This window comes from Streptomyces sp. NPDC104371 (genome assembly GCF_055583785.1).
Genome location: NZ_JBVJNF010000010.1, coordinates 258,539 through 278,164 on the forward strand (window position 1 = coordinate 258,539; position 19,626 = coordinate 278,164).

The window sequence follows — 19,626 nt, forward strand, 5'->3', positions numbered from 1 at the left end:
GCACTCGTGGGGAAGGACCCCGGGCCGGCGGAAGAGGGTTCCACCGGCCCGGGATCCGGGACGGGTCAGGGGCTGGTGGAACTCAGCGTGGCGAAGACGATCACGTTGTCCCGGTAGCCGTCGCCGGTCCGGGGCCCGCCACACGTGATGAGCCGCAGCTCCGGCCGGTCCACGTCCCCGTAGACGGCGTCCGTCGGGAAGGTCGCCTTGGCGACCGTCCGTACGGAGCTGACGGTGAACTCGGCCTCCGAGCCGTTCTCCAGACGCGTCACGATCCGCTCTCCCTGGTGCAGCCGCGCGAGGTCACGGAAGACCCCGTCGCCGTAGGCGCCGACCGTGGCATGGCCGAGGATGACCGACGGACCGACCTGACCGGGGGTCGGCGAGTGGCCGTACCAGCCCGCCTGGTCGTCCGCCGCGATCGGGGGCACCTGCACACTGCCGTCCGCCTCGAGACCCAGCCGCATGACCGGGGTGTCGACTCCGATGGCCGGGATCCGCAGCCTGACCGGGGCCGAATGCCGCAGGGCGTGCGCCGTGTGCGCGGGGCCGGACGAATCCCCCGACGTACGGGGGGAGTTCGCGACCGTGGTCCGGTGGTCCTTCGCGGCCCCGGACCCGTGGTCGCCGGGGCCGCCGCAGCCCACCAGCAGCAGTGAGGCCAGCACCGAGGCGGCGAGGGCGCGCCGGGAGAACAGGGTCATGCCCCGGTCGCCCGCCGGCGACGCACGATGAACACCGCGCCGCCCGCGGCGAGCACCGCGGCGGCGCCTCCGCCGATCAGCGCGCCCTGGGAGCCGGAGCCGGAGGACTCCTCCGCCACTCCGGTGTCGGGCGCGCCCTTCGGTACGACGGAGACCTGGCCCTTGTCCGCGGGCACGGCCGGCTTGGCCGAGGGGACCGCGCTGACGGAGGGCATGGGCTTGGGCTGCGTGGAGCCGGGGCTGCTCGGCACGGGGCTGGGGGTGGCGGTGTGCGACGGGGCGGAGGCCACGGGGGACGGGGTCGCCGTGTCGGCGAACGCGGGCACGGTGGCCGCCAGCACGGCGGTGCAGGCAAGTGCCGCGGCACTGAGGACGGTTCGGCGCATCGGTCGCTCTCTTTCGTCGGCCCGCCGGGGCGGCGGGCTGAGGTACGAATCGAGCGGAGAGACGAGGCAGCGGCGGGGCGGGTTGTAAAGAGAAGGCAAAGGCGTACGAGAACCGTACGAGAGGTGGGGCGCCCCCCGTCAGTGCACCGAGAACCCGCCGTCGACGAAGATCGACTGGCCGGTGACATACGCGGACGCGCGGCTCGCCAGGAACACCGCCGCGCCCGCGAAGTCCTCCGCGAGGCCGTTGCGCCCGACCAGCGTGCGCGCGGCGAGCGCGGCGACCCTGTCCGGATCGGCGGACAGCCGCTGGTTCAGCGGGGTCATCACGAAGCCCGGGACCAGGGTGTTGCAGGTGACGCCGTACGGGGACCACGCCTCCGCCTGCGAGCGGGCCAGCGACTCGAGGGCGCCCTTGGACACGCCGTACGCACCGCTCTGCACGAAGGCGCGGTGCGCCTGCTGCGAGGAGATGTGGATGATCCGCCCGAAGCCCCGCTCGGCCATGCCCGGCCCGAAGCGCTGCCCGAGCAGATAGGGGGCCTCCAGGTTCAGGGCCAGGGTGGTGTCCCACTCCTCGTCCGTCAGCTCGCCCAAGGGCGGACGCAGGTTGATCCCGGCGGAGTTGACGAGGATGTCCGGCTCGCCGAACACGGCGGCGGCTTCGTCGGCAGCGGCCCGTACGCCACTGCGGGTACTCAAGTCACCGCTGACCCAGGCGGCTTGGCAGCCGTCGACGGTCAACTCCGCGACGGTCGCGGCAAGTTCTTCCTCCCGGCGCGCCACGACCACCACCCGCGCCCCGGCGCGAGCGAGGGCTCCGGTGATGCCCCGGCCGATCCCCGAACTCCCTCCGGTCACCAGCGCGACGCGGCCCTCCAGCGAGAAGAGTTCGGTGAGGTAGGACTGCGCGGCCATCTTCACGCCCCAGGTGTTCGGTTCCGATCGGCGGTCCGGGCACGTACCGAGACCCGGTCGGGCGACCTTACGTGACAGGGGCGTGAGCCGGAGAGGGACCTCACCGTCGTACACGGTCGTACGCATACGAACGGGCCTGCGGGACCATCCGTCCCGCAGGCCCGGTTCGGTCCTCGTGCGTCAGAACTGCTGGACGAAGTACGGCTCGACGGTCATCCACCCGTTGCCGCGGGCACCGTAGTACGTGCCGTTGTTGTTCTGGGCCAGGGTGTACCAGGAATCCACGTAGTCGGGGTCGTCGGTCCACCAGTCGTTCGGTATGGCGTCCAGGATCGCGTTCACCAGCGGGATGTAGGTGCCCTGGTCGGTGACGGTGAGCAGGACCGCGGCGATCGCCTTGGCGAGGTCACGGTAGTTGGTGCTGCCGTCCTCCTCCATCATCACGGCGTCGGCCAGGTTGTACTTGTAGTTCGACCAGTTGACCAGGATCTGGTTGGGCCGGTAGACCGTGCCCTCGTAGTCGAGATACGGCATGTCCACGGGGTCGACGCGGACCTTGCCGTCCTGGCCGAAGCCGCTGACCAGGGTGTAGATCTCGGCGGCGCCCTTGATCCAGGGCTCCTCGTCGTCGGACAGCTCGACCGCGGTGATCTTCGTGGTCCAGTAGCCGTCGGTGGCCGCGGCGGCCTTCGGGGCCGCGCTCGCCGTGGTGTTCACGGTGCCGGGCGCCGCGGACTGCACGCCCTCCTTCACCAGTTCCTCGCGCAGGACGTCCAGACCGGCCGCCAGCGCCTTGGAGCTGTCGACGTCGACGACGTACACCGGCCGCGTCGGAGCCTTGCGGGCGTCCAGGCGGTGGGCGCGGCCCTGGCTGTCGTAGGCGGTGACGCTGGTGACGTCGTCGTCCGAGACGGCCGCGGCGACCCAGGGGGCCGTACCGGCCGACAGCGCGGACCGCATCGAGCGGTCCCCGAGGCGCAGCCGCAGCAACGGGCCGGTCTTCGTGCCGAGGCCCTTGGCCTTGGCGATGTCCTGGTCCGCGGCGGTGAGCTGGGACTTGAGCTGACCGCTCGCGCGCTCGGTGACGGACACCTCGGACGACTTCAGCGCGTCCGTGCGCAGCCGCGTGCTCCAGGCCCCGTCGCCGAGCGAGCGCGCGATGTCCCGCGCCGCCCGGTCCTGGGCCGCGGTGACGGCGGACGCGGTGGCGGAGTGCGCGTGCGCCGAGACCGTCGCCCGGTCGGTGACCGGCGCCGCGGAGGCCGAGGCCGCGGCGGTCAGGGTCTGGGCCGCACAGAGGGTGACCAGGGTGGCCGCGGTGACGGTGAGGGTGCCGCGCCGACGGCCGTGTCTGGGTCTCACGAGGATCGATCCTCCAGGTCGGAGTGGGGGGAATAGGGGAAAACGGACGGATGGCCGGTCCCGCAGAGGATCTATGCGGGTAGATGGATTCCGTGGACGCCATGATGATGCGGACATGTCACCAACACAAGGTGTTCACGGCAACGGCAGATGAACTGCCGCCCCAAAGGCGGACGTTGGCGTGATCCGTACGACGGTGTGTCCGGTCGGCTACCGGTAGAAGACGGCAACGCCTCCGTGGTGCGAGCAGGCGCCTTGGTGGTGGGCGGCGTAGGAGTAGGTGCCGTCGTTGCACCGAGCGGTGGCACCGTTCCCGGAGGTGTCGGACCCTCCTGAGGAGCTGGAGCCGCCGCCCCCGGACGTCCCGCCGGACGAACTGCCGCCGTGTCCCGACCCCGAGTCGGCCGCCTTCGCGGTGACGGTCACCTTCACCGTGACCGTCTTCGTCGCCGTCACGGTCGGTACGGGGTCGGCGGCGGTCTCCGTCGCCGTGGCTGTCGCCGTCGCTGTCGCGGTGACCGTGGCGGTCGGCTGAACCTTCTCGGCCACGGCCTTGGCGTCGTTCCCGCTGTCCTTCCCGCCGGCGCCGACACCGGCACCGAGGAAGAAGGCGAGCCCGATGGCCGGAAGCACGTACCGCTTGCGCGCCCACTTCGGGGCGGTGGCGCCGGCGGCGGGCGGCTGCGGCGGCACGGTGTACGGATTGGTCATATTGTCCCCCCAGACGTGTTGACTGCGCTGACCGTAGTGCGCGTTGTGACGTCTGGGGTGCGTTTCGGGGAGGCGGTCACCTGTTCGTGGCGTCACCGGGAGAGGAACCGAGCCCTGCCGTCGCACAGGGCTGGGCTGCGCCGCCGACCCGACTCAGTTCGATGGACGAATCAACTCGACGCCGCTGTGGAGTCTCCTCTGCGGTGCCTCTGGCCAGGCAGAGTGAGGACGTATTGGAGGACGACAGGCAGCAGGCAGTACGTCAGCCGGATCGGTCATACGAAGCCGCTGGTCCACTGGGCCGCTGGGGCAGTTCGTGGAGCACCAGCGCCTGGGCGATCGGTTCCCCGGTGGTCCGGGCGTAGTTCATCCGCTCGCGCACCTCTCTGAGGGTGCGAGGGCGGTAACCGGGGCCGCCGCAACAGCTCTTGTGGAAGCGAACTCCGGCATGCAGCAGCACGGAGAGCGTGCGCCAGGCGGAGGTGTCCCGCCTCTTGGGCGCCGCGAAGGCGGAGCCGACGTGGATCAGCGGTTCCGCGCAGCGTGGACAGACCCGCTCGTGGTCATAGCGGCCGGGGTGGGGCTGCTTGTACGAGGCCCGGCAGGGCAGGCAGACGAACGAGGTCTTCCCGGACGGCATGGGGCAAGAGTAGATCGGCCCGAAGGGCCGAGCCGACTGAAATGCGCGGTTGTGCGGCCCAGTTGGCGCGGCGACGGCGACCGACCTCAAGAACGCAACTGGTCGGAATCGGCTCTCCCCGGGCACGATGACCTCGTGGCCGACCTGGAGCGCATCAGAGCAGAGACCGTGGCGTACTACCGAGCACTCGACGAGAACGCCACCGTGCGGCACCACTTCCGCGGCGCTGACGAGGACGGCGGCCTGTGGTACTTCGAGGCCGTATCCGACCGCGGCGAGTTGATCGCCGTCAAGCAAGCCGAGCTGACTTCAGTCGGCCAACTCCTCCGGTACGACTGGGAGTACATGGAGGACGAGCACGGCTTCCTGACCGACCAAGCGCTCGACCTCGAAGAGGCACCGCTGGAGACCATCTCGGCCGAGGGGTTCCAGCGGGTGTGGACACTTTGCCGCCGAAGCGGCACTCCCGTGACTGGTGCCGAGCATAAGGAGTAGTGGTCGCGTACCCCTCACGAGATGATCTCTTCTGTGGCAGAAGTGACAGGCTTGGGCATCGACGACAACCACGAGTGGGTCGAGGATTTGGCGTGGGCTTACGGCCTGGTATCACCGGACCCCGCTGAGCGCGCCGCCGCCCTCGACCACCACGCCAGAGCGCGCACGGAGGCCGAGGCCGCGTTTGCCCGGTGTCACGAAGGCCCGTTCCCCAGGCTGTTGTTCAGGACCAGGATGCGGACTTACCGCAGGGCCGGCGGCCGCTGTTTTCCGGGAGCGCTGTGGAGCGGGAGCGAGTACGCCTACGGGCAAATCAGTACGTGGCCGCGGTTGCCCCTCGCGCTGCTCTTCCTGGAGTGGGAGGCGCGCTATCCACGGGAGTGGACGGAGCACGCCAAGGCATGGGGCGCGAAACAAGCGCTGATCCGTGATCTGGCCGCCACCGACCACGACCAACAACTGAGAGCGAAACTTGTAGACTTGGTCGACCTGGCAGTCCAGCGGACCTACCGATGCAAGGACCGTGAATACGTGCGTGTGGCCCGAGCAGTGGACGGCGACGAGCTGCGCGGCAGGCTCCACAAGGCACAGCACTCGGAAAACCCTGCGGCACAGCTTCACGCAAGCTACGTGCTGTGGCTCCTCGACCACCCCGAGATACCGAACACCCGACATGTCTGGCGCACATGGCGTTCCGGCGCTCTCACCTGACGGCTTATGACGCAGGGTTTCCAGGTCTGTTGGTGGAGGCCTGGGCCTCGTATCGCTGCACCGCCATCGGCCTCAGCCACGCTGCTGGTGCCGCCGACCAGAGCAAGCTGCGACGGCCGTTCCTCGCTCGAACTGGTGCGGTTGTGATGCGGCCCGACTGGCTGCGGATGATGGTCGGCAGGTCCGTGTCAGTGCCTGCGCCTATGGTTTCACGCGCGCGGTCGGCTTCCGGGGGTTCCAGCTCTGAAGGGATTGGCTTCATCCCCGGCCTGTCTGGGGGCGGCCTGGAGACTCGTCCGGGACCTAACCGACGGTCGGGCTTCGTCGATGGCCACGAGGTGACCTGCCAGCGCCGGCGACGGCGGCTCTTGGGATCGTCGTCGTACAGGACGCCACGACGGCGCTGGACCTGGTGGCGGAGCGGCGTCACTGGCCCGCCATGAGGAACTACGCGGTCGGTCTGCAGGCGCTCGACGCCGCCGACTCCCGTTTTCGCGTTGAACGGGAAGTGGTGCGCGGCCGTGCCGTCCCGCTGCCTGCCCTCTGCATCGCGCCGCTGCGCTGGCAGAGGATGCGGCAGGCGGCGACTCGCGCCAAAGCGGGGGAGAGGTGGCAGGACTCCGGCTACGTCTTCACGACCAGAACCGGTCGCCCGGTCGAGCCGCGGAACGTCTACCGTTCCTTCACCCGTGTCGCCCAGTCCGCAGGCCTCCGTGTCATTCGTCTGTACGACGCCCGGCACGGCACGGCCACCCTCTTCACCGCGGCCGGGGTCGCACCTCGCGTCGTGATGGAGATCCTCGGGCACTCCCAGATCAGCATCACCATGGACGTGTACACCCACGTTGTCCAGGACACCCAGCGCGATGAGCCACATGGACCGACTGCTCAGGAAGCGGCGTCCTGATCGTGGGTGATCGCCCGCGTTGATGTCAGAAGTAGATGTCAAAGGCCCCGGACCATGATCGGTCCGGGGCCTTTGCCCTGGTGCCCCCGGCAGGATTCGAACCTGCGACACCCGCTTTAGGAGTTTTCCCTGGGCGGGGCTGTGACCTGCGGAGACATCGAGTGTGGTGCGTCTGGTCTGGGAAAATACCCCTCCGTAGTTCTCATGTTTTCACGGGGCTTCTCGTCCCCATGTGTGCTGGATCCGTTCCGCGTGGGTACCGATCTGACGGTACGGGGTCAGCCTGCAATCGGGTCGGGCATGGCGGGGCCGCTCTAGAGGAGGATGCGGTAGACCTCGGCGCGCGCTCGACGTCTACGCCGAGTAGCCGGCGGAGCGGGGGGTCGGCTCGCTGACCTTGTGCCGGCGGTGACGTTTCCCGGCACTCCGCGAGGTTCTGCCAGTACTTGGTCACGAAGCAATAACGCAACGAGTTTTGACCTGCAGAGGTCGAGCACTACAACGAACATGGGAGGGGCGGTAGCTCCGGTCGGTCCGACACACCACCGGGGAGCCGTGAAGGGCGGTACCCGGGCCACGCGGTGCGCGACCTTCAAGACGTCAGAGACTCGAATACAGCACCGAGAAGCGGCGTGCGGGCCTGGGCTCTCGACCAGACCACCATTCAGGTGGTCGGTCTGAGCCTGCCACGCCTCCGAACCGACCACCTTCTTAATAGAAGGCGAGACGGGTCGGATGGAGACGGTCGGTTGGGCAACCGCTACGGTTGCTGCGCTCGGTGGGTGTGTCCTCGTGCTGGGGTATGTCCTCGATCAAGTTCCGGCGCTTGTCGATAAGGCCGTACGCGCCATTGCTGCGATGCGCCGACTGCGTGATGAGTGGCACGGGAAGTGAACGCTGTCCCTGGTCAGCGCCACACAGCCTCGTGCGCCATTCCCCTCGGTGACACCTCGTGTCGGGCCGTCTGCCCATGCATCGCCACCCACATGGGGGTGGAGAGGATGCTTGCTGCCGGGTTGCTCTGGACCGTTCCCTGCCACTCGTGCAGCGATTGGGGGCGGGAGGGTGCTGACCTGGGGATTCGCAAGGAAATGTGCGTTGAGCTGGGAAATCTCCTCTCGGTAGTTCTCACAGGTCAACGCCGTTTCCCAGGCTCATGTGCCCTGGATGTGCCCGCGCAGACTGCTGCTCTTGCAGAGAGCCTGCGGCCAGGGCTCGTGTCTCAAGTCAGTATGTTGGCGGCCAGGGCCCTGCTCGGCGCAAGTTCCTCGCCTTCGCGGAAGTCCTTGCCAGAAAGTGCCGCCGGTTGGAGAGTACCTCTCCTGTCGCTGATCTACGGGCTTGCTCCCGCGGCCTGTTGCTGGTCAGTAGTTGATGAGTTTGACGTGAGACGAAGGCAAAACAAGCCACCGTCCGTGATGAACCCCACCACGCCTTCGCTAATGACTGTGATCCTTCGGATCGCCATGCCGAGATGTACTTGGCACAGCAGATGTTCTGAGCCTGCCTCCACCAACAAGATAGTGCCATCGGTCGTGCATACGATCGCGGCACCGCGCTTTTCGACTGTTGTGAGCGTGAGGTGGGTGACCTGTTGAGTCTGCGGCAGCTTCCAACTCCACTCAAGCGAATCATCCAGGATGGAGTGGACGTTGATCCAGCCGGCCTGGTCCACCCATCCGGCGACTGGTGATCCGTTCCACAGCGCCAGGTCGTGGGCGTACGACCAGTCGTAAGGATTTGCCGCGAGAGGAACGCCGGGGTGATCGGTGGAGCTGAATTGGAATCTTGTGAGCTGATCGAAGTCTGGCAGTCTGAAGATTCTGATGGCCCGCTCTTTGATATCCACCACCGAGAGCAGTGTGTTCCCTTCCAAGGCCAGTGCCCTGAGTGTTAGACACCGGGAAACATCTACCTGCCCCTCAGGCACCCCGTGGAGGTTCCAAGCAGTGAGCTTGTCGGAGGATAGGCCGATTAGCAGAGGAAGTCCGTCGAAGGACGTGATTTGCATCTCTATTACCGGTCTGAGGAAGCCGCCACCCAAGCGGACGCTGCGGGATGAATTCCCTTCGTAGACCCGAACCCAGTGCAGAGCCCGCCATTGCCGTAGCCATCGGTATGCGACGACCGGCGTTCCCGGCGCACCACAGTAGGCCATGTCCTGCAGACGTATCTCTTCCAGGAGCCCGCACTCGAAGACTGAGATCACCTGCCCAGAGGCTGGATCGACCAGGCAGGGTGGCTTGGTCGAGTCGCATCGCACCAGGGCGGGTTTACCGGAGATTTCTCCCGTGACCAGATGTGCATGGCTGGCGTCGACAGCGTCGGATCGGCGTTCCCTCGGCCCTTCCTCCATTTCCAGAGGCAGGGCCCTGATGTGGACCGAACTACCCTCCGTGCGCCACGTCAGAAGATCTGCGTGTATCGAGTCGGAGGGAATCACCGTAACCTGAGCCGATGCGGACAACTCCGTGCCGAGCCAGTTGGTCTCTTTGCCAGCGGTATTCGTCACGCTCACAAATGAGGATTTGGCCCACACGCGGTATGAATCATCATCCGTCATCACTAGCGCTGAGGGTCCCATACCGCGACGGTAAAACCATTCCGTCAAGTTCCCTCGTCGGATGACTACTTGCGCGCGCCCGGTGATCCGAGGCCGGCCCTCCGACGACACGAGGATGCGACCTCGGCGTACGGCCATCGCCGCCACGTTCCTACCCTTCAAGCGGAAATGCCGCTCGTCGAGGACCCTCCATCCCTGCCCCGGATCCACGGTCCAGGTTGCAAGCTCCGCACGGCCTGACAACCGGGGCGTCGTCCTTCCCACCCCTACAGCCGCGGCCACGACCAGTCGGCCGTCATGCACCCCCATCGCCAGGTGCTGCGGATGGCGTAGGCCGGAGACCAGGGCCGTAGCGGAGTCACGCGGACGGCGTGCCAGGTTGGAGGTTCGCGTCCGAGAGGTGAGCCGGGCCAGGACGGAACCTGTGCTTGCGTCGATCAGTTGTACGTTCCCGTCGGTTGCCATGAGTCCGATCACGCAAGTGCCGCCGACTTCGGCTAGCGCGCACTGTGCTGCTTTGGTCTTTACGGGCAAACCCAGTCGGTGACGTGTCCGAACATCGAACACCTCGACACTGCTCTCCCACTCGTTGCTGTGGCCGGAGTGGACGAGTAGCCACGGTGCGCGTGTCTCTGCGCAGGACGCGAGTGCCAGGACACGGGATGAGGCCGGAGGAGGTAACTGCCCGAGGTGCACTCCCGTGTCGAAATCCCATAGCTCGAGCCGACCCGAAGCTTGAGCTGTGGCCAGCACCTTCGTACCGGAAACGTCCAGGACCTCGGCGCCCCTCAAGGGGGTAGTGAATGAGCCGATGGCCCGGAAGGGGAAGGGACGCCTCGGTACCTCGGCCCACAGCGTGTCCCAGGGGAGATCGGAGAAGCCTAGTCGTACTGCCTCGGCAAGGGCATCTGCGCCGGACTGTAATGCGGCAAGACGTAGTTGGGCTGCTGGCGATGTGGCCGCGTCGTCTGCCAGCACGGGCGAACAGCGCTCGTACGCGGCGCGGGCGGTCTGCGCCTCGGCACTTCGTACATGCCGCAGTGCCCTGTGTAGAGCCGAAGGCTCGGCTACTAGCAAATAGGCCGGATCGAGGACAAGGTCGTCGAGCAGCGCGTGACCGGCAGCGTGGCTGGCAAGATGCGCACGCACGTACGGATCTGCGTGGGACCACGCGTATGACTGGGTCCCAGGGACGCTCGATACTGTCGCCAATAGTGCGGCAGCGATACGTTCGCCTGCGTCAGGCCCGATTGCGGCCCGAAGTTCTTCTGCGTATGACTCATGATAAAGGCGGTAGACGGAGCGTGCCTGGCCATCCGGGCCGACGTCCTGGTCTTCGACGATGTGTGCACTTGCCGAGTCCAGGATCCATCGGATGTCTTGGCCCGTGACCTCGTCCCCAGTGAAGGCGGAAGCGGTTGCGCGCCAGATATCGCCTGCGGGGAGTCCGGAGCCCTCTGCGTGGGCCAGGGCTGTCAGAAGGGCACGGCCCCGGACCTCGCGGGCTTGCAACTGTTCGTGTAGCGCCCAGCGGAATGCGGGGCCCGCTGAACCGTTCGGGAGCGCGCTAAGCCTAGGGAGTTCCTCCTCCCAGCCGGGAACGCTTGCGTCGACCGGCCGTGCGCGGTGGGCGAGTGGTCGGGCGATAAGGCGGGCGACAAGGTAGTTTCGGTTGGCGCGTGATGAGATGGCGCAGGCCACCGGTTTCGCCGTGGCCGCAGTGTAGACGCCGACGCTGCCTGGGCCGTCGGGAGCGAGGAGTAGCCGATGTGCGTATTCTTCGATGTCCTGCTCTCCGGTCCAGCGTGGCTCATCAAGGTCCAGGCAGGTAAACGCACGGCCAAGGGCATCTCGCATATGTGGCCGGGCGCCCACGAGAAGGCGGACGCAGGGAAGTTGGGAGAGCGGACTAAGCAGGGCTGCAGCAATGCGATGGGGCTCCGTATCGCCAGTTGCCGTCCCAGCCTCATCAAGGGCATCGATGACAATGACCAGGGGTTCGGTTCGGCTGGCGAGCGCGGCAATGAGTCGTTCCGGATCGGTCTCGGCTAGGCCAGCCGCGTCGGCAATGCCTGCGGTGATGTCTTCGAGGAGCTTGTGGCGCGCGTGTAGTGCTGCGTGCACGCGCTGCCGGGGCGGCGTTGTACTGTCATCGATGTCTGGCAGCGTCGCCCGCAGCAAGGGATCAGCGAGAAGTATTAGGCGTCCGAGGAGCGAGGATTTGCCTACCCCGCCTCGTCCGGTAACCAGCGAGCAGCGGCCAAGCTGTCGCGTCCGGTTATCCAGCCAGTCGGTCAGTTCAGTCAGTGCTGCAAGACGCCCGGTGAAGTAGGAGCCCGTGATCCCTGCGTAGGCGTCCGTGCCGCGGCCGCGGGGTTCAAAGTGCGTGATTAGTTCCTCGCGGCGTCGGCGTCCTTCTGAGCTGACCCAAGTACGTTGTTCGGCGAGGTCCATCCCCTCGTCCGGAACATCTGGGGTGTAGCGAGGGTTAGGGATAAAGGAGAAGCCTTCACCAGTTGGCAGTGTTCCCAAAGCGGCATGCTGATACGGGCTGTGCTCGGCGAGGACTTCGTTGACCCGGTCTACGACTTGCTCCAGATAGAGCTTGGGCTGGCGGTGCCCACCGAGGTCTGGATCACTGATTGCCGTCCGCAGGGCGTACGTAAAGGCGCCATCTTCGGCTAGTTCATGTGAGCGGGTGGCCGCGATTACGGAGAATGCAGTGAGCCGGTGCTCGTCGGCAGCGCGGGTCGTGCTTAACCGGACGCCGAGATCCCTAGCCAGTGCACGTGCGGCGTCAACGCTGCCCTGCCCGGCGTAACAAGTGTCGATTATCAGTAAGAGACGCTGAATCCCGCTCTCGCTGATGATCCGAACTACATCCTCGCTGGCCAGGGCGGTACCGGCAAGGCGGTCGCTTCGACTGTCCCGGCACAGCAGGTAGTGGCGTTGGTGATCACGGTCCCCATGGCCGCTGTAGTAAAGAACCAGAGCATCGTCTGTCCGGTCCTCAGCCCCGGCCCAGCCGGAGAGTCCTGAGCGGAAGCCCTCACATGTCTTGTCAAACAGTTGGTGCCCGGTTTCGTAGCCGAGCAATGCGAAAACATTGCTGACGACATCCATATCCGTGCGCACTTGTGGGAGCTCTGGATGATGGTCGTAACGTGCTGTGCCGCCGACTAGTAGCGTACGCCGCACCGCGCCTGGTCCAAATTGGATCATGGGGCCATCCGCAGACCCTCGGAGATTGCTTCACCTGTCTCTGCAGCGGTGAGATGAGGCTCGATGGCGTGGGCCTGCCAACCGTTGTCGATGAGGACATCTCGAACGACGTTCTCGCCGTCGTTGAAGAGCGGGGCTAGACGTTTGTTGAGGGCGACGACGTCGTGTCGATCGCACAGATTGGTCCAGGCTCTTACGTTGCCTGGCCAACTTCCCCTGCCCAACTGTGGCTCAGGCAACAAGCGTTCGAAGACGAGGTTCGGAATACCCAAGGGCGAGCCGAGGGTGACGAAAGTGTGGATCGGCCACTCTGGATGGGCGCACAGTGCTTCGTAGGCGACAATTGAACCGAGGGAGTGGCCGACGATCACACGGGCGTCTGCTGTGACTGCGGCGGCTATCTCCGCTTGCACGCGCTCACGGACATTGGGCGTCGTGAGATAAAGACGGAGCTGCTTGAGTATGCCGATGAGGAAGCGATCAGCAGTGCGTGCAAGGAAGCGGGAGCGGCTGAGCGCGTACAGAGCACGCTGCACAGTCTGCGGTGTCGTCGCCTTACTGGTTTCTGTTGCAGCCAGAGGTGGTACCCGGTCCGGCTCGATGCGATGTGCCTCTGCCCACCAGCGGAGGAGGAGATCGATTTCGAACGGCTCGGTCACATCACGATGTGTGTAGGCCAAGTCTCCCTTGGTTGGTGCTGGACCCGGCGATCGGAACAGGTGCCCATAGAAGGCGACGCGGACGTTGTCCGGCTTCACCTCGGTGACCCCGGCGCGGTGCAGTCCGTCCAGGAGTGCAGCAGAGACCGAGCCGTGCAGGGAGTTAGAGCCTGTGTACTGCTTCCCTATGCCATGCACAACAACGATCGCGGACATCGATTCCCCCAGGTGTCGATTCCGCGATCGTACCCGCCAGCGGGACAGCAGATAGCGGAGCACCCCTGCGGGGTTCCTTCACGGGCGGTAGATGGCGTGGTCGTTGATGAGCTGCTCGTCGCGGGAGGCGATGGGATCAACCTCAGCGGGGTCCTCGCTGTCGAACGATGCCATGAGGCTGTCGTGCTCGGTGATTCGGTAAACCTGGGTGCACCGCACCTCGCGCGGGCGGCCACATCCCTCTCAACGGCCTCGCCGCAGGTTGCTTCAGGCAAAGACAAGAGCGCGGAAGGCGTTGCGGACGTCGGTCAAGGGCTGGCGTTTGCGGGTGTAGTAGAGCTTGTTGGTCAGCAGTACGGCCCACCGTCCTTGCTCGGGTGAGATCCACATGCCGGTGCCGGTGAAGCCGTAGTGGACCCAGATGTCCTCAGCGGGGTGCGTGCCAGGGGCGGGGTGCCAGAACAGGCCGCGCGCTGGTTCCAGGGTGCCGGTCTGGATGGTCAGCGACTGCCTGGTCCAGTCGGGGCCGAATCCGGCTTGTCCGTGGCTGGTTGAGGTGTCCAGCATGTAGCGCAGGAAGACGGCGAGGTCGTCGAGGACGGTGAAGGCGCCGGCGATCCCGCACACTCCGCCCAGGAGGCGGGCGGAGAAGTCGTGGGCGACGCCCTTGAGGTGGGTGTCGGTGTCCTGGTCGAGTTCGGTCGGTGCGCACTGTGCGGCGATCTCGGCGGGCAACGGACCGAATCGGGTGGAGTCCATGCCCAGCGGCTGCCAGCTCCGCTCCGTGGCCAGCTGGTCGAGGCGCTGACCCGAAAGGTGTTCCGCGAGGTAACCGAGGATGAGGGCAGCTCGGTCGGTGTACTCGACGGCCTCGCCGGGCGGGCGGTGCAGGGCCTCGTGAAGGACGCCGTCGCGGATGTCCTGAGGGTCGGTGCCGTAGAGGTTCTTGAGCTGGGCGCGGAGCGGTACGCCAGCGGTGTGGGTCAGTAGTTGACGGGCAGTCACGGCGCCGAGTGGGTGGCCCTCGACTTCGGGCCAGAAGGCACCGAGCGGGGTGTCGAGGTCGAGCTTGCCTTCCTCCCACAGGGCTCCGATGGAGGACCACACGGCGAGGATTTTGGTGAGGCTGGCGGCGTCGAAGACGGTGTCGGGCTGCATCGGCAGGTCCGGCTCGTTGGGGTCGAGGACCCCGGTGGCGCCGTGGGCGCGGGTGCCGGTGGCGTCACCGACTGCCCATACGGCGCCGGGGTAGACCTTGTCGCGGACGCCTTCGTTCAGGAGGGCTTCAATGCGGTCGGTGCTGTACGTCATGGTCTCCCTGTTCGCCGTGGCCAACCCGCCGGATCAGCGTAGTGACGCGGGCGGCACCAGTGGGGCAATGACGTGTCGGACGTCGGCTGCGGGGGCTGGTCGGTGTGTGTCTCAGGTGAGCTGGCGGCCGAGGTCGGCCAGGGCCTGGGCGGTAGTGGTGAGGGGGTAGCGGGCCGCATTCGCGTAGCCCGCTTGTCGCAGGGCGGGCAGCAGGCCAGGGGCGGTCCGTAGGCGGTCGAGGTCGCGGGCGAGTGCGGCGGAGTGGGTGAAGTCGGTGGCCACGCCGGACGCGGCGACGACTTCGTTGAGGCCGGGCACGGGTTGGTACAGGACAGGCAGACCGCATGCTTGGGCCTCCAGCGTGACCAGGCCCATGGCTTCCAGGGTGGTGGACGGCATGACCAGGACGTCGTGCTCGGCGAAGGCTTTCCACAACTGTGGACGGCGGAGCCAGCCGAGGTACCGGGCCCGCACTCCGGTCCGTTGGAGGAGCGGGGACAAGGCGTGGAACTGGGCTCTGGGGGCGGCGATGCTCAGCTCGACTCCTGGAATGGGCGCCAGGCCCGTGATCAGGCGCTCTGCGCCCTTCTCGGCGGTCAGCCTGCCTGCGTAGAGCAGTCGTAGGTGGCTGGTGGAGGTGCGGGCGGGCCGCGCCGGCGGATCGGTGAGCAGATGGTCGGGGATGCCCCACGGAACGCGGACGAGCTTGCGGCGGTCGATCTGCGGGGCGAGCTTGAGAAGGTGGTCGGCCATCGCGCCAGTGGGGACCACGATCACGTCGGCGGCCCTCGCCGTCTCGCGCAGGACTTGGAGCTGGTTGCGGTGGGCCTCGGCGAAGATCAGGTCGGTGCCGTGGACCAAGGCGATCCTGGGGTGGGTCGGCAGAGCGCGGAGCAGGGCGGGCGTGGCGCCGAAGGTGAGGTGCTGCAGGTGCAGTACCCCGATCTGGGCTGGATCGATCGCGGTCACCAGCGCCCGGCGCAGGGCTGCGACGTAGCGGCTGAAGGCGGCGCCCTCCAGGCACTTGCCGGCGACCGTCAGCAGGTCGAGCCCGGCGGGAAAGTGGGCTTTGGGGCGGGTGGGGGCCAGCATGAAGGCTCGTGCGGGGATGAGGGGCCTGTCGCCGGTGTACAAGTCGAGGAAGAGTTCGACGCTGCCGCCGGGGCTTCCGGCTGGGAGGTCGAGGAAGGTGGCGGCCAGCGGCCCCGCGGCCGGGCGGACGAGGGGGCTCACAGCGCTCCTTGGGGGATCTCTTCGTATAGGCGGGAGATGTCGATGCCTTGCGTGGCGGCGTACTTGGCGCGCTGTTGCTGGTAGCTGGCCGGGGTGCCGAGGGCGGTGAGGAAGACGAGCTTGCCGAAGGTCATTCCCGGATAGACACGGGCGGGCTTGGCGGCGCGGATTTCCAAGGTCCAGCGGATCGCGTGGCCCTGGTGGCCGAGTGGGGCGGAGACGTGGACCCAGATGCCGAGTGCGCCGATGGTGCGGTTGCCGTTGAGGAGCTGTGCGTACGTTTCCGAGCCGGTCCTCTCCAACGTGACGCCGAGGTAGAGCATCCCGGGCTGCAGGACCAATCCGGAGGCGGGGATGACCAGTTCGGTGAACGTGGTGGGGGCGGCGGCGTCCAGGTCGCCGTCGCAGACGCGGATCATGTCGCCTAGCCGCCAGTCGTAGGCATTGGGGGACAGGCGTGCCGGGTCGTAGGGCGCGATGGTGATCTCGCCTGCGTTGACGGCGGCGGCAATGGCGGAGCCGGTGAGGATCACGAGGCACCCGCCTGCACGTGTGCCGCATCCCGCCAGTAGCAGGAAGGCTGAGGGCCAGCGGCGCCCTGGTACTTGCCTCGGTACAGCTCGACGTCCCCGGTGGAGACGAAGAACATGATCTGCCCGATCTTCATGCCCGCGTACACCCGCAAAGGGCGGATGGGGGACAGCATCAAAGTCCACTGGCCGTGGAAGCCGATGTCACCGATAGGGGCGGTGATCTCGACGAATAACCCCAGTCGTCCGACCGAGGAGCGTCCGAAGAGCAGTGGGATGAAGAGGTCCGAGCCGACCTCCTCGACGGTGTGGCCGAGGTACAGCTCGCCGGGCTGGAGGACGTATCCGGCTGTGTCGATTCGGATCGTGTGCGTGGGGTTGGCGTGGTGGGCGTCGATGACCTTGGTGGCGTACGTCAGCAGGGTGGCGCCCAGGCGGACGTTGTAGCTGTTGGGGTTCGTCTGCTCCGGGTCGAACGGGGTGATGCGAAGGCGTCCATCGGCAACGGCCGTGTTGATCTCGGGCCCGGTGAGGATCATTGAGCGCCCCCTTGAAGAGCGTCGGCAGAGTCAGTGAACGGGGCCGCCAGGACGCTGCGCACCGCCTGGCCCAGACGCAGTCCGGCTTGATGAGTGCGGCCGCCGAGATAGGTGTCGGCGATGTAGTCGGTGGTCAGCACTATGCGCGCCGTGGGTGGAAGGGGCATGGGCGCGACTGCCAAGGGGCCGACGTGTTCGACGAGATGAGCGAGCAGCTTGGCGTGGTCCTCGGACTGATCGTCGGGGAAGAAGGCGTGGACGAGCTGGTTGCCGAAGGGCTCGATGGCGAGCAAGTCGCCGAGAGTGAGGACATCGCCCAGCGGTACGGGGCGCAGAGCGGTCTCGTTGAGGATGACCGCGTCCGCTCCGAGGCCGGTGTGCAGGCGGGTGGCGATCTCGTCCAAGAGGAGGCGTCGGTCCAACAGGGTATTGAGATATGGCTCGTTCACGATGCCGAGCCGGCTTGCCAGGGTGCTGTTGAGGAGCGCGATCTTCTCCTGCAGTACGGCGAGGTCCTCGGGGATTACGGAGGTGTCGGGGAAGGCGCCTACGCGGGCCGCCCAGCCGGCCCCGACCGGCTCGGCGGTGGCGTACCCGACGCCGAGTTCGTGGCCCTTGACGACGAGGGTGTCGCCGACGGGCACGGGGCCGTAGGTGTTGCTGTGGCAGTGCCCGGCGAAGATGACGTCCGCGAACGGGCAGGCGGCGGCCAGCTTCAGGTCCTCCTCGAAGCCCGAGTGGGACAGCACCATCCAGGCGTCGGCACGGTGATGGTGCTCCAGCATCACCTCGCGCAGGGCCTGGGCCGGGTCGGTGACGTGGTGGCCGGTGCGCTGGTTGGCAGGGATCGCGTTGAAGGCTTGCAGGCCGATTACCGCGGTGACGGCAACTCGCCGGCCACCGATGTGCTCGATGCGCACGCGGTCGAAGAGCGGCCTGCCGCTGCCGTCGGCTGCGTTCGCGCACACGGTCATCTCGTGTAGCTGCGGTTCGAAGTAGTGCGGCCAGCCGTGGTTTCCGGGGGCGAGCAGGTCGTACAGGCTTGTGAGGACCTCGCTCTCGATCTGACCCTGGCCGAAGCGGTAGAAGCCGGTGCCTTCGAAGAAGTCGCCGCAGTCCACGACCAGGCTCTCGGCCCTGGCCGCGTGGAGGTAGGCGAGCATTGGAGTGGCCTGGGCGAAGGAGGAGTGGACGTCGGTCGTGGCGGTGATTCGCCGGAGCTGCCGGGTCATGGAGTGACCTCGCAGATGTCGGCGCCCAGGGCGTGCAGCTTGGTGGGCAGGTCGGCGTGGCCGCGCCGGAGCTGTTCGAGGCCGCCGAGGGTGGTGACGCCGCTCGCTGTGAGGCCGGCGATGAGCAGGGCCGAGCCCGTGCGGATGTCGGTGGCCTCCACGCCGGCGCCGGTCAGCTGCTGCGGTCCGGTGAGGCGGCATTCGGTGGGCGAGAGCTCGTGGATCTCGGCGCCGAGGCGGGCGAGCTGGGGGAGCAGGTTGCCGTGACGGCCGGGGTTGATGGTGTCGGCGAACTGGTGAGTGCCGGGCAGACCGAGGGCGAGGGCCATCAGCGGTGGTTCGAAGTCGGCGTCCAAGCCGTCGGGGGAGAGGGAGGCGATGGCGCGCAGTGATCGCCCGGTCGGCTCGGCGTCGTGGGCCCGGATGGTGAGAGCATCGCCCTCGGCGTCGGCGGGGACTCCGAGCCAGTTCAAGGCGGAGACCAGGGGAGCGACGTCGTCGCCGCGTACGCCACAGATGCGTGCGTCCCCGCCGGTCGCCGCGACCGCACAGGCCAGGGTCCCGGCTTCGACCTTGTCGCCGGGCACCGACCAGACAGTGGTCCCCGTCGGGACGGAAGTGGGTGGTGACAGCGTCAGGACCGACTCACTGACCCGGCACTCCCATCCCGCCACCTGCAACGCCTCTACGACGCTGATCACTTCAGGCGAGAGATTGGGGTGGCCAAGGCGCAGGGGCCGGCCGGCTACGACCGCGCGCAGGAGGGCAGCGACGCTCGCCCCACGAGAGCGGAACGGCAGCACCACGGACACGGTTCCGGTCCCACCAGTGGCTGCTTCCACGAGGTAGCCGCGTCCATCGACCGTTGTGCGGTCACCGAAGCGCTCGTAGACGTTGAAGTGCTGCTCCATCCCGCGTTCCCCGATCCGGCAGCCTCCCGGCCAGGGCAGCCGGGCTCGCCCGGACGCGCCGAGCAGGGCCGGTACGAGGTAGTACGAGGCCCGGATGCGGGCGGCGACCTCGGGATCGGGGCCTGGCTGGGGCTTGTCGCTAGGCAGGATCACGGTGGTGTGCGGGTCACTGACGGGGCGGGCGGTGTGCCAGCCGGCCTGTTGGAGCAGGGTGAGCATGGTTTCGACGTCCGTGTTCGACGGGACGTTGCTCAGATGCACCGGGCGGTGCAGGGCCGCAGCGGCGGCCAGCAGGGGCAGGGCCGCGTTCTTGGAGCCGTCGACGGTGATGGAGCCGGCGAGTGGGCTGCCGGGTCGCACGGCGACCACTTCTGCG

The 19,626-nt window shown here is 67.2% G+C and carries 16 protein-coding genes, 1 tRNA gene and 1 pseudogene; 3 read left to right on the top strand and 15 right to left on the bottom strand.

Annotation, left to right across the window (positions count from 1 at the left end):
* Positions 1 to 65: 65 nt before the first annotated feature.
* The 6 genes from ACZ60T_RS27810 to ACZ60T_RS27835 form a co-directional block, all read right to left on the bottom strand.
* Entirely contained in the window at positions 66 to 704 is a 639-nt protein-coding gene (locus ACZ60T_RS27810; protein ID WP_469668329.1) for a class F sortase, read from the bottom strand.
* Positions 701 to 1,090 (bottom strand): sortase-dependent protein, encoded by a 390-nt coding sequence (locus tag ACZ60T_RS27815; protein ID WP_469668330.1) that lies wholly within the window; start codon positions 1,088 to 1,090, stop codon positions 701 to 703. Before ACZ60T_RS27815 ends, ACZ60T_RS27810 begins: the two co-directional genes overlap by 4 nt.
* A gap of 138 nt (positions 1,091 to 1,228) precedes the next feature.
* Positions 1,229 to 2,008, bottom strand: coding sequence for an SDR family NAD(P)-dependent oxidoreductase (locus tag ACZ60T_RS27820; RefSeq protein WP_469668367.1), 780 nt, complete (start codon positions 2,006 to 2,008; stop codon positions 1,229 to 1,231).
* 180 nt (positions 2,009 to 2,188) lie between these two features.
* A complete protein-coding gene (locus ACZ60T_RS27825) occupies positions 2,189 to 3,370 on the bottom strand; it encodes a DUF3103 family protein (RefSeq protein ID WP_469668331.1) in 1,182 nt (393 codons plus the stop codon).
* A gap of 210 nt (positions 3,371 to 3,580) precedes the next feature.
* Positions 3,581 to 4,081, bottom strand: coding sequence for a DUF3761 domain-containing protein (locus ACZ60T_RS27830; RefSeq protein ID WP_469668332.1), 501 nt, complete (start codon positions 4,079 to 4,081; stop codon positions 3,581 to 3,583).
* Between the two features lie 262 nt (positions 4,082 to 4,343).
* Positions 4,344 to 4,721 carry a deoxyxylulose-5-phosphate synthase gene (locus ACZ60T_RS27835; protein WP_469668333.1) on the bottom strand — a complete coding sequence of 126 codons (378 nt, stop codon included), beginning with the start codon at positions 4,719 to 4,721 and terminating at the stop codon, positions 4,344 to 4,346.
* Between the two features lie 135 nt (positions 4,722 to 4,856).
* Between ACZ60T_RS27835 and ACZ60T_RS27840 the strand changes: the two genes are divergently transcribed.
* From ACZ60T_RS27840 to ACZ60T_RS27850, 3 genes and pseudogenes are all read left to right on the top strand, one after another.
* Complete coding sequence (locus ACZ60T_RS27840) at positions 4,857 to 5,216, top strand: hypothetical protein (RefSeq protein ID WP_469668334.1); 360 nt, start codon at positions 4,857 to 4,859, stop codon at positions 5,214 to 5,216.
* Positions 5,217 to 5,237: 21 nt separating this feature from the next.
* Positions 5,238 to 5,927 (top strand): hypothetical protein, encoded by a 690-nt coding sequence (locus ACZ60T_RS27845; RefSeq protein ID WP_469668335.1) that lies wholly within the window; start codon positions 5,238 to 5,240, stop codon positions 5,925 to 5,927.
* Positions 5,928 to 6,441: 514 nt separating this feature from the next.
* Positions 6,442 to 6,844, top strand: a pseudogene (locus ACZ60T_RS27850) (tyrosine-type recombinase/integrase); the annotation flags it as partial.
* Positions 6,845 to 6,912: 68 nt separating this feature from the next.
* Here the strand turns inward: ACZ60T_RS27850 and ACZ60T_RS27855 are convergent.
* From ACZ60T_RS27855 to ACZ60T_RS27895, 9 genes are all read right to left on the bottom strand, one after another.
* A tRNA-OTHER gene (locus ACZ60T_RS27855) sits at positions 6,913 to 6,990 on the bottom strand.
* A gap of 1,177 nt (positions 6,991 to 8,167) precedes the next feature.
* The gene (locus ACZ60T_RS27860; protein ID WP_469668336.1) at positions 8,168 to 12,619 is read right to left on the bottom strand and encodes a caspase family protein; all 4,452 of its coding nucleotides are present in this window, start codon (positions 12,617 to 12,619) and stop codon (positions 8,168 to 8,170) included.
* Positions 12,616 to 13,494: a hypothetical protein gene (locus ACZ60T_RS27865; RefSeq protein ID WP_469668337.1), complete on the bottom strand. Its 879-nt coding sequence runs from the start codon at positions 13,492 to 13,494 to the stop codon at positions 12,616 to 12,618. The genes ACZ60T_RS27860 and ACZ60T_RS27865 overlap by 4 nt, the downstream gene beginning before the upstream one ends.
* Positions 13,495 to 13,761: 267 nt before the next feature.
* Positions 13,762 to 14,805 carry a serine hydrolase domain-containing protein gene (locus tag ACZ60T_RS27870; protein ID WP_469668338.1) on the bottom strand — a complete coding sequence of 348 codons (1,044 nt, stop codon included), beginning with the start codon at positions 14,803 to 14,805 and terminating at the stop codon, positions 13,762 to 13,764.
* A gap of 111 nt (positions 14,806 to 14,916) precedes the next feature.
* Complete coding sequence (locus ACZ60T_RS27875) at positions 14,917 to 16,038, bottom strand: glycosyltransferase family 4 protein (RefSeq protein WP_469668339.1); 1,122 nt, start codon at positions 16,036 to 16,038, stop codon at positions 14,917 to 14,919.
* Complete coding sequence (locus tag ACZ60T_RS27880; protein ID WP_469668340.1) at positions 16,035 to 16,571, bottom strand: dCTP deaminase; 537 nt, start codon at positions 16,569 to 16,571, stop codon at positions 16,035 to 16,037. Before ACZ60T_RS27880 ends, ACZ60T_RS27875 begins: the two co-directional genes overlap by 4 nt.
* Positions 16,568 to 17,107 carry a dCTP deaminase gene (gene dcd / locus ACZ60T_RS27885; RefSeq protein ID WP_469668341.1) on the bottom strand — a complete coding sequence of 180 codons (540 nt, stop codon included), beginning with the start codon at positions 17,105 to 17,107 and terminating at the stop codon, positions 16,568 to 16,570. Before dcd ends, ACZ60T_RS27880 begins: the two co-directional genes overlap by 4 nt.
* On the bottom strand, positions 17,104 to 18,339 hold the full coding sequence (locus ACZ60T_RS27890) for a bifunctional UDP-sugar hydrolase/5'-nucleotidase (RefSeq protein ID WP_469668342.1): 1,236 nt from the start codon (positions 18,337 to 18,339) through the stop codon (positions 17,104 to 17,106). The genes dcd and ACZ60T_RS27890 overlap by 4 nt, the downstream gene beginning before the upstream one ends.
* On the bottom strand, positions 18,336 to 19,619 hold the full coding sequence (locus tag ACZ60T_RS27895; RefSeq protein WP_469668369.1) for a UDP-N-acetylglucosamine 1-carboxyvinyltransferase: 1,284 nt from the start codon (positions 19,617 to 19,619) through the stop codon (positions 18,336 to 18,338). Before ACZ60T_RS27895 ends, ACZ60T_RS27890 begins: the two co-directional genes overlap by 4 nt.
* Positions 19,620 to 19,626 lie beyond the last annotated feature (7 nt).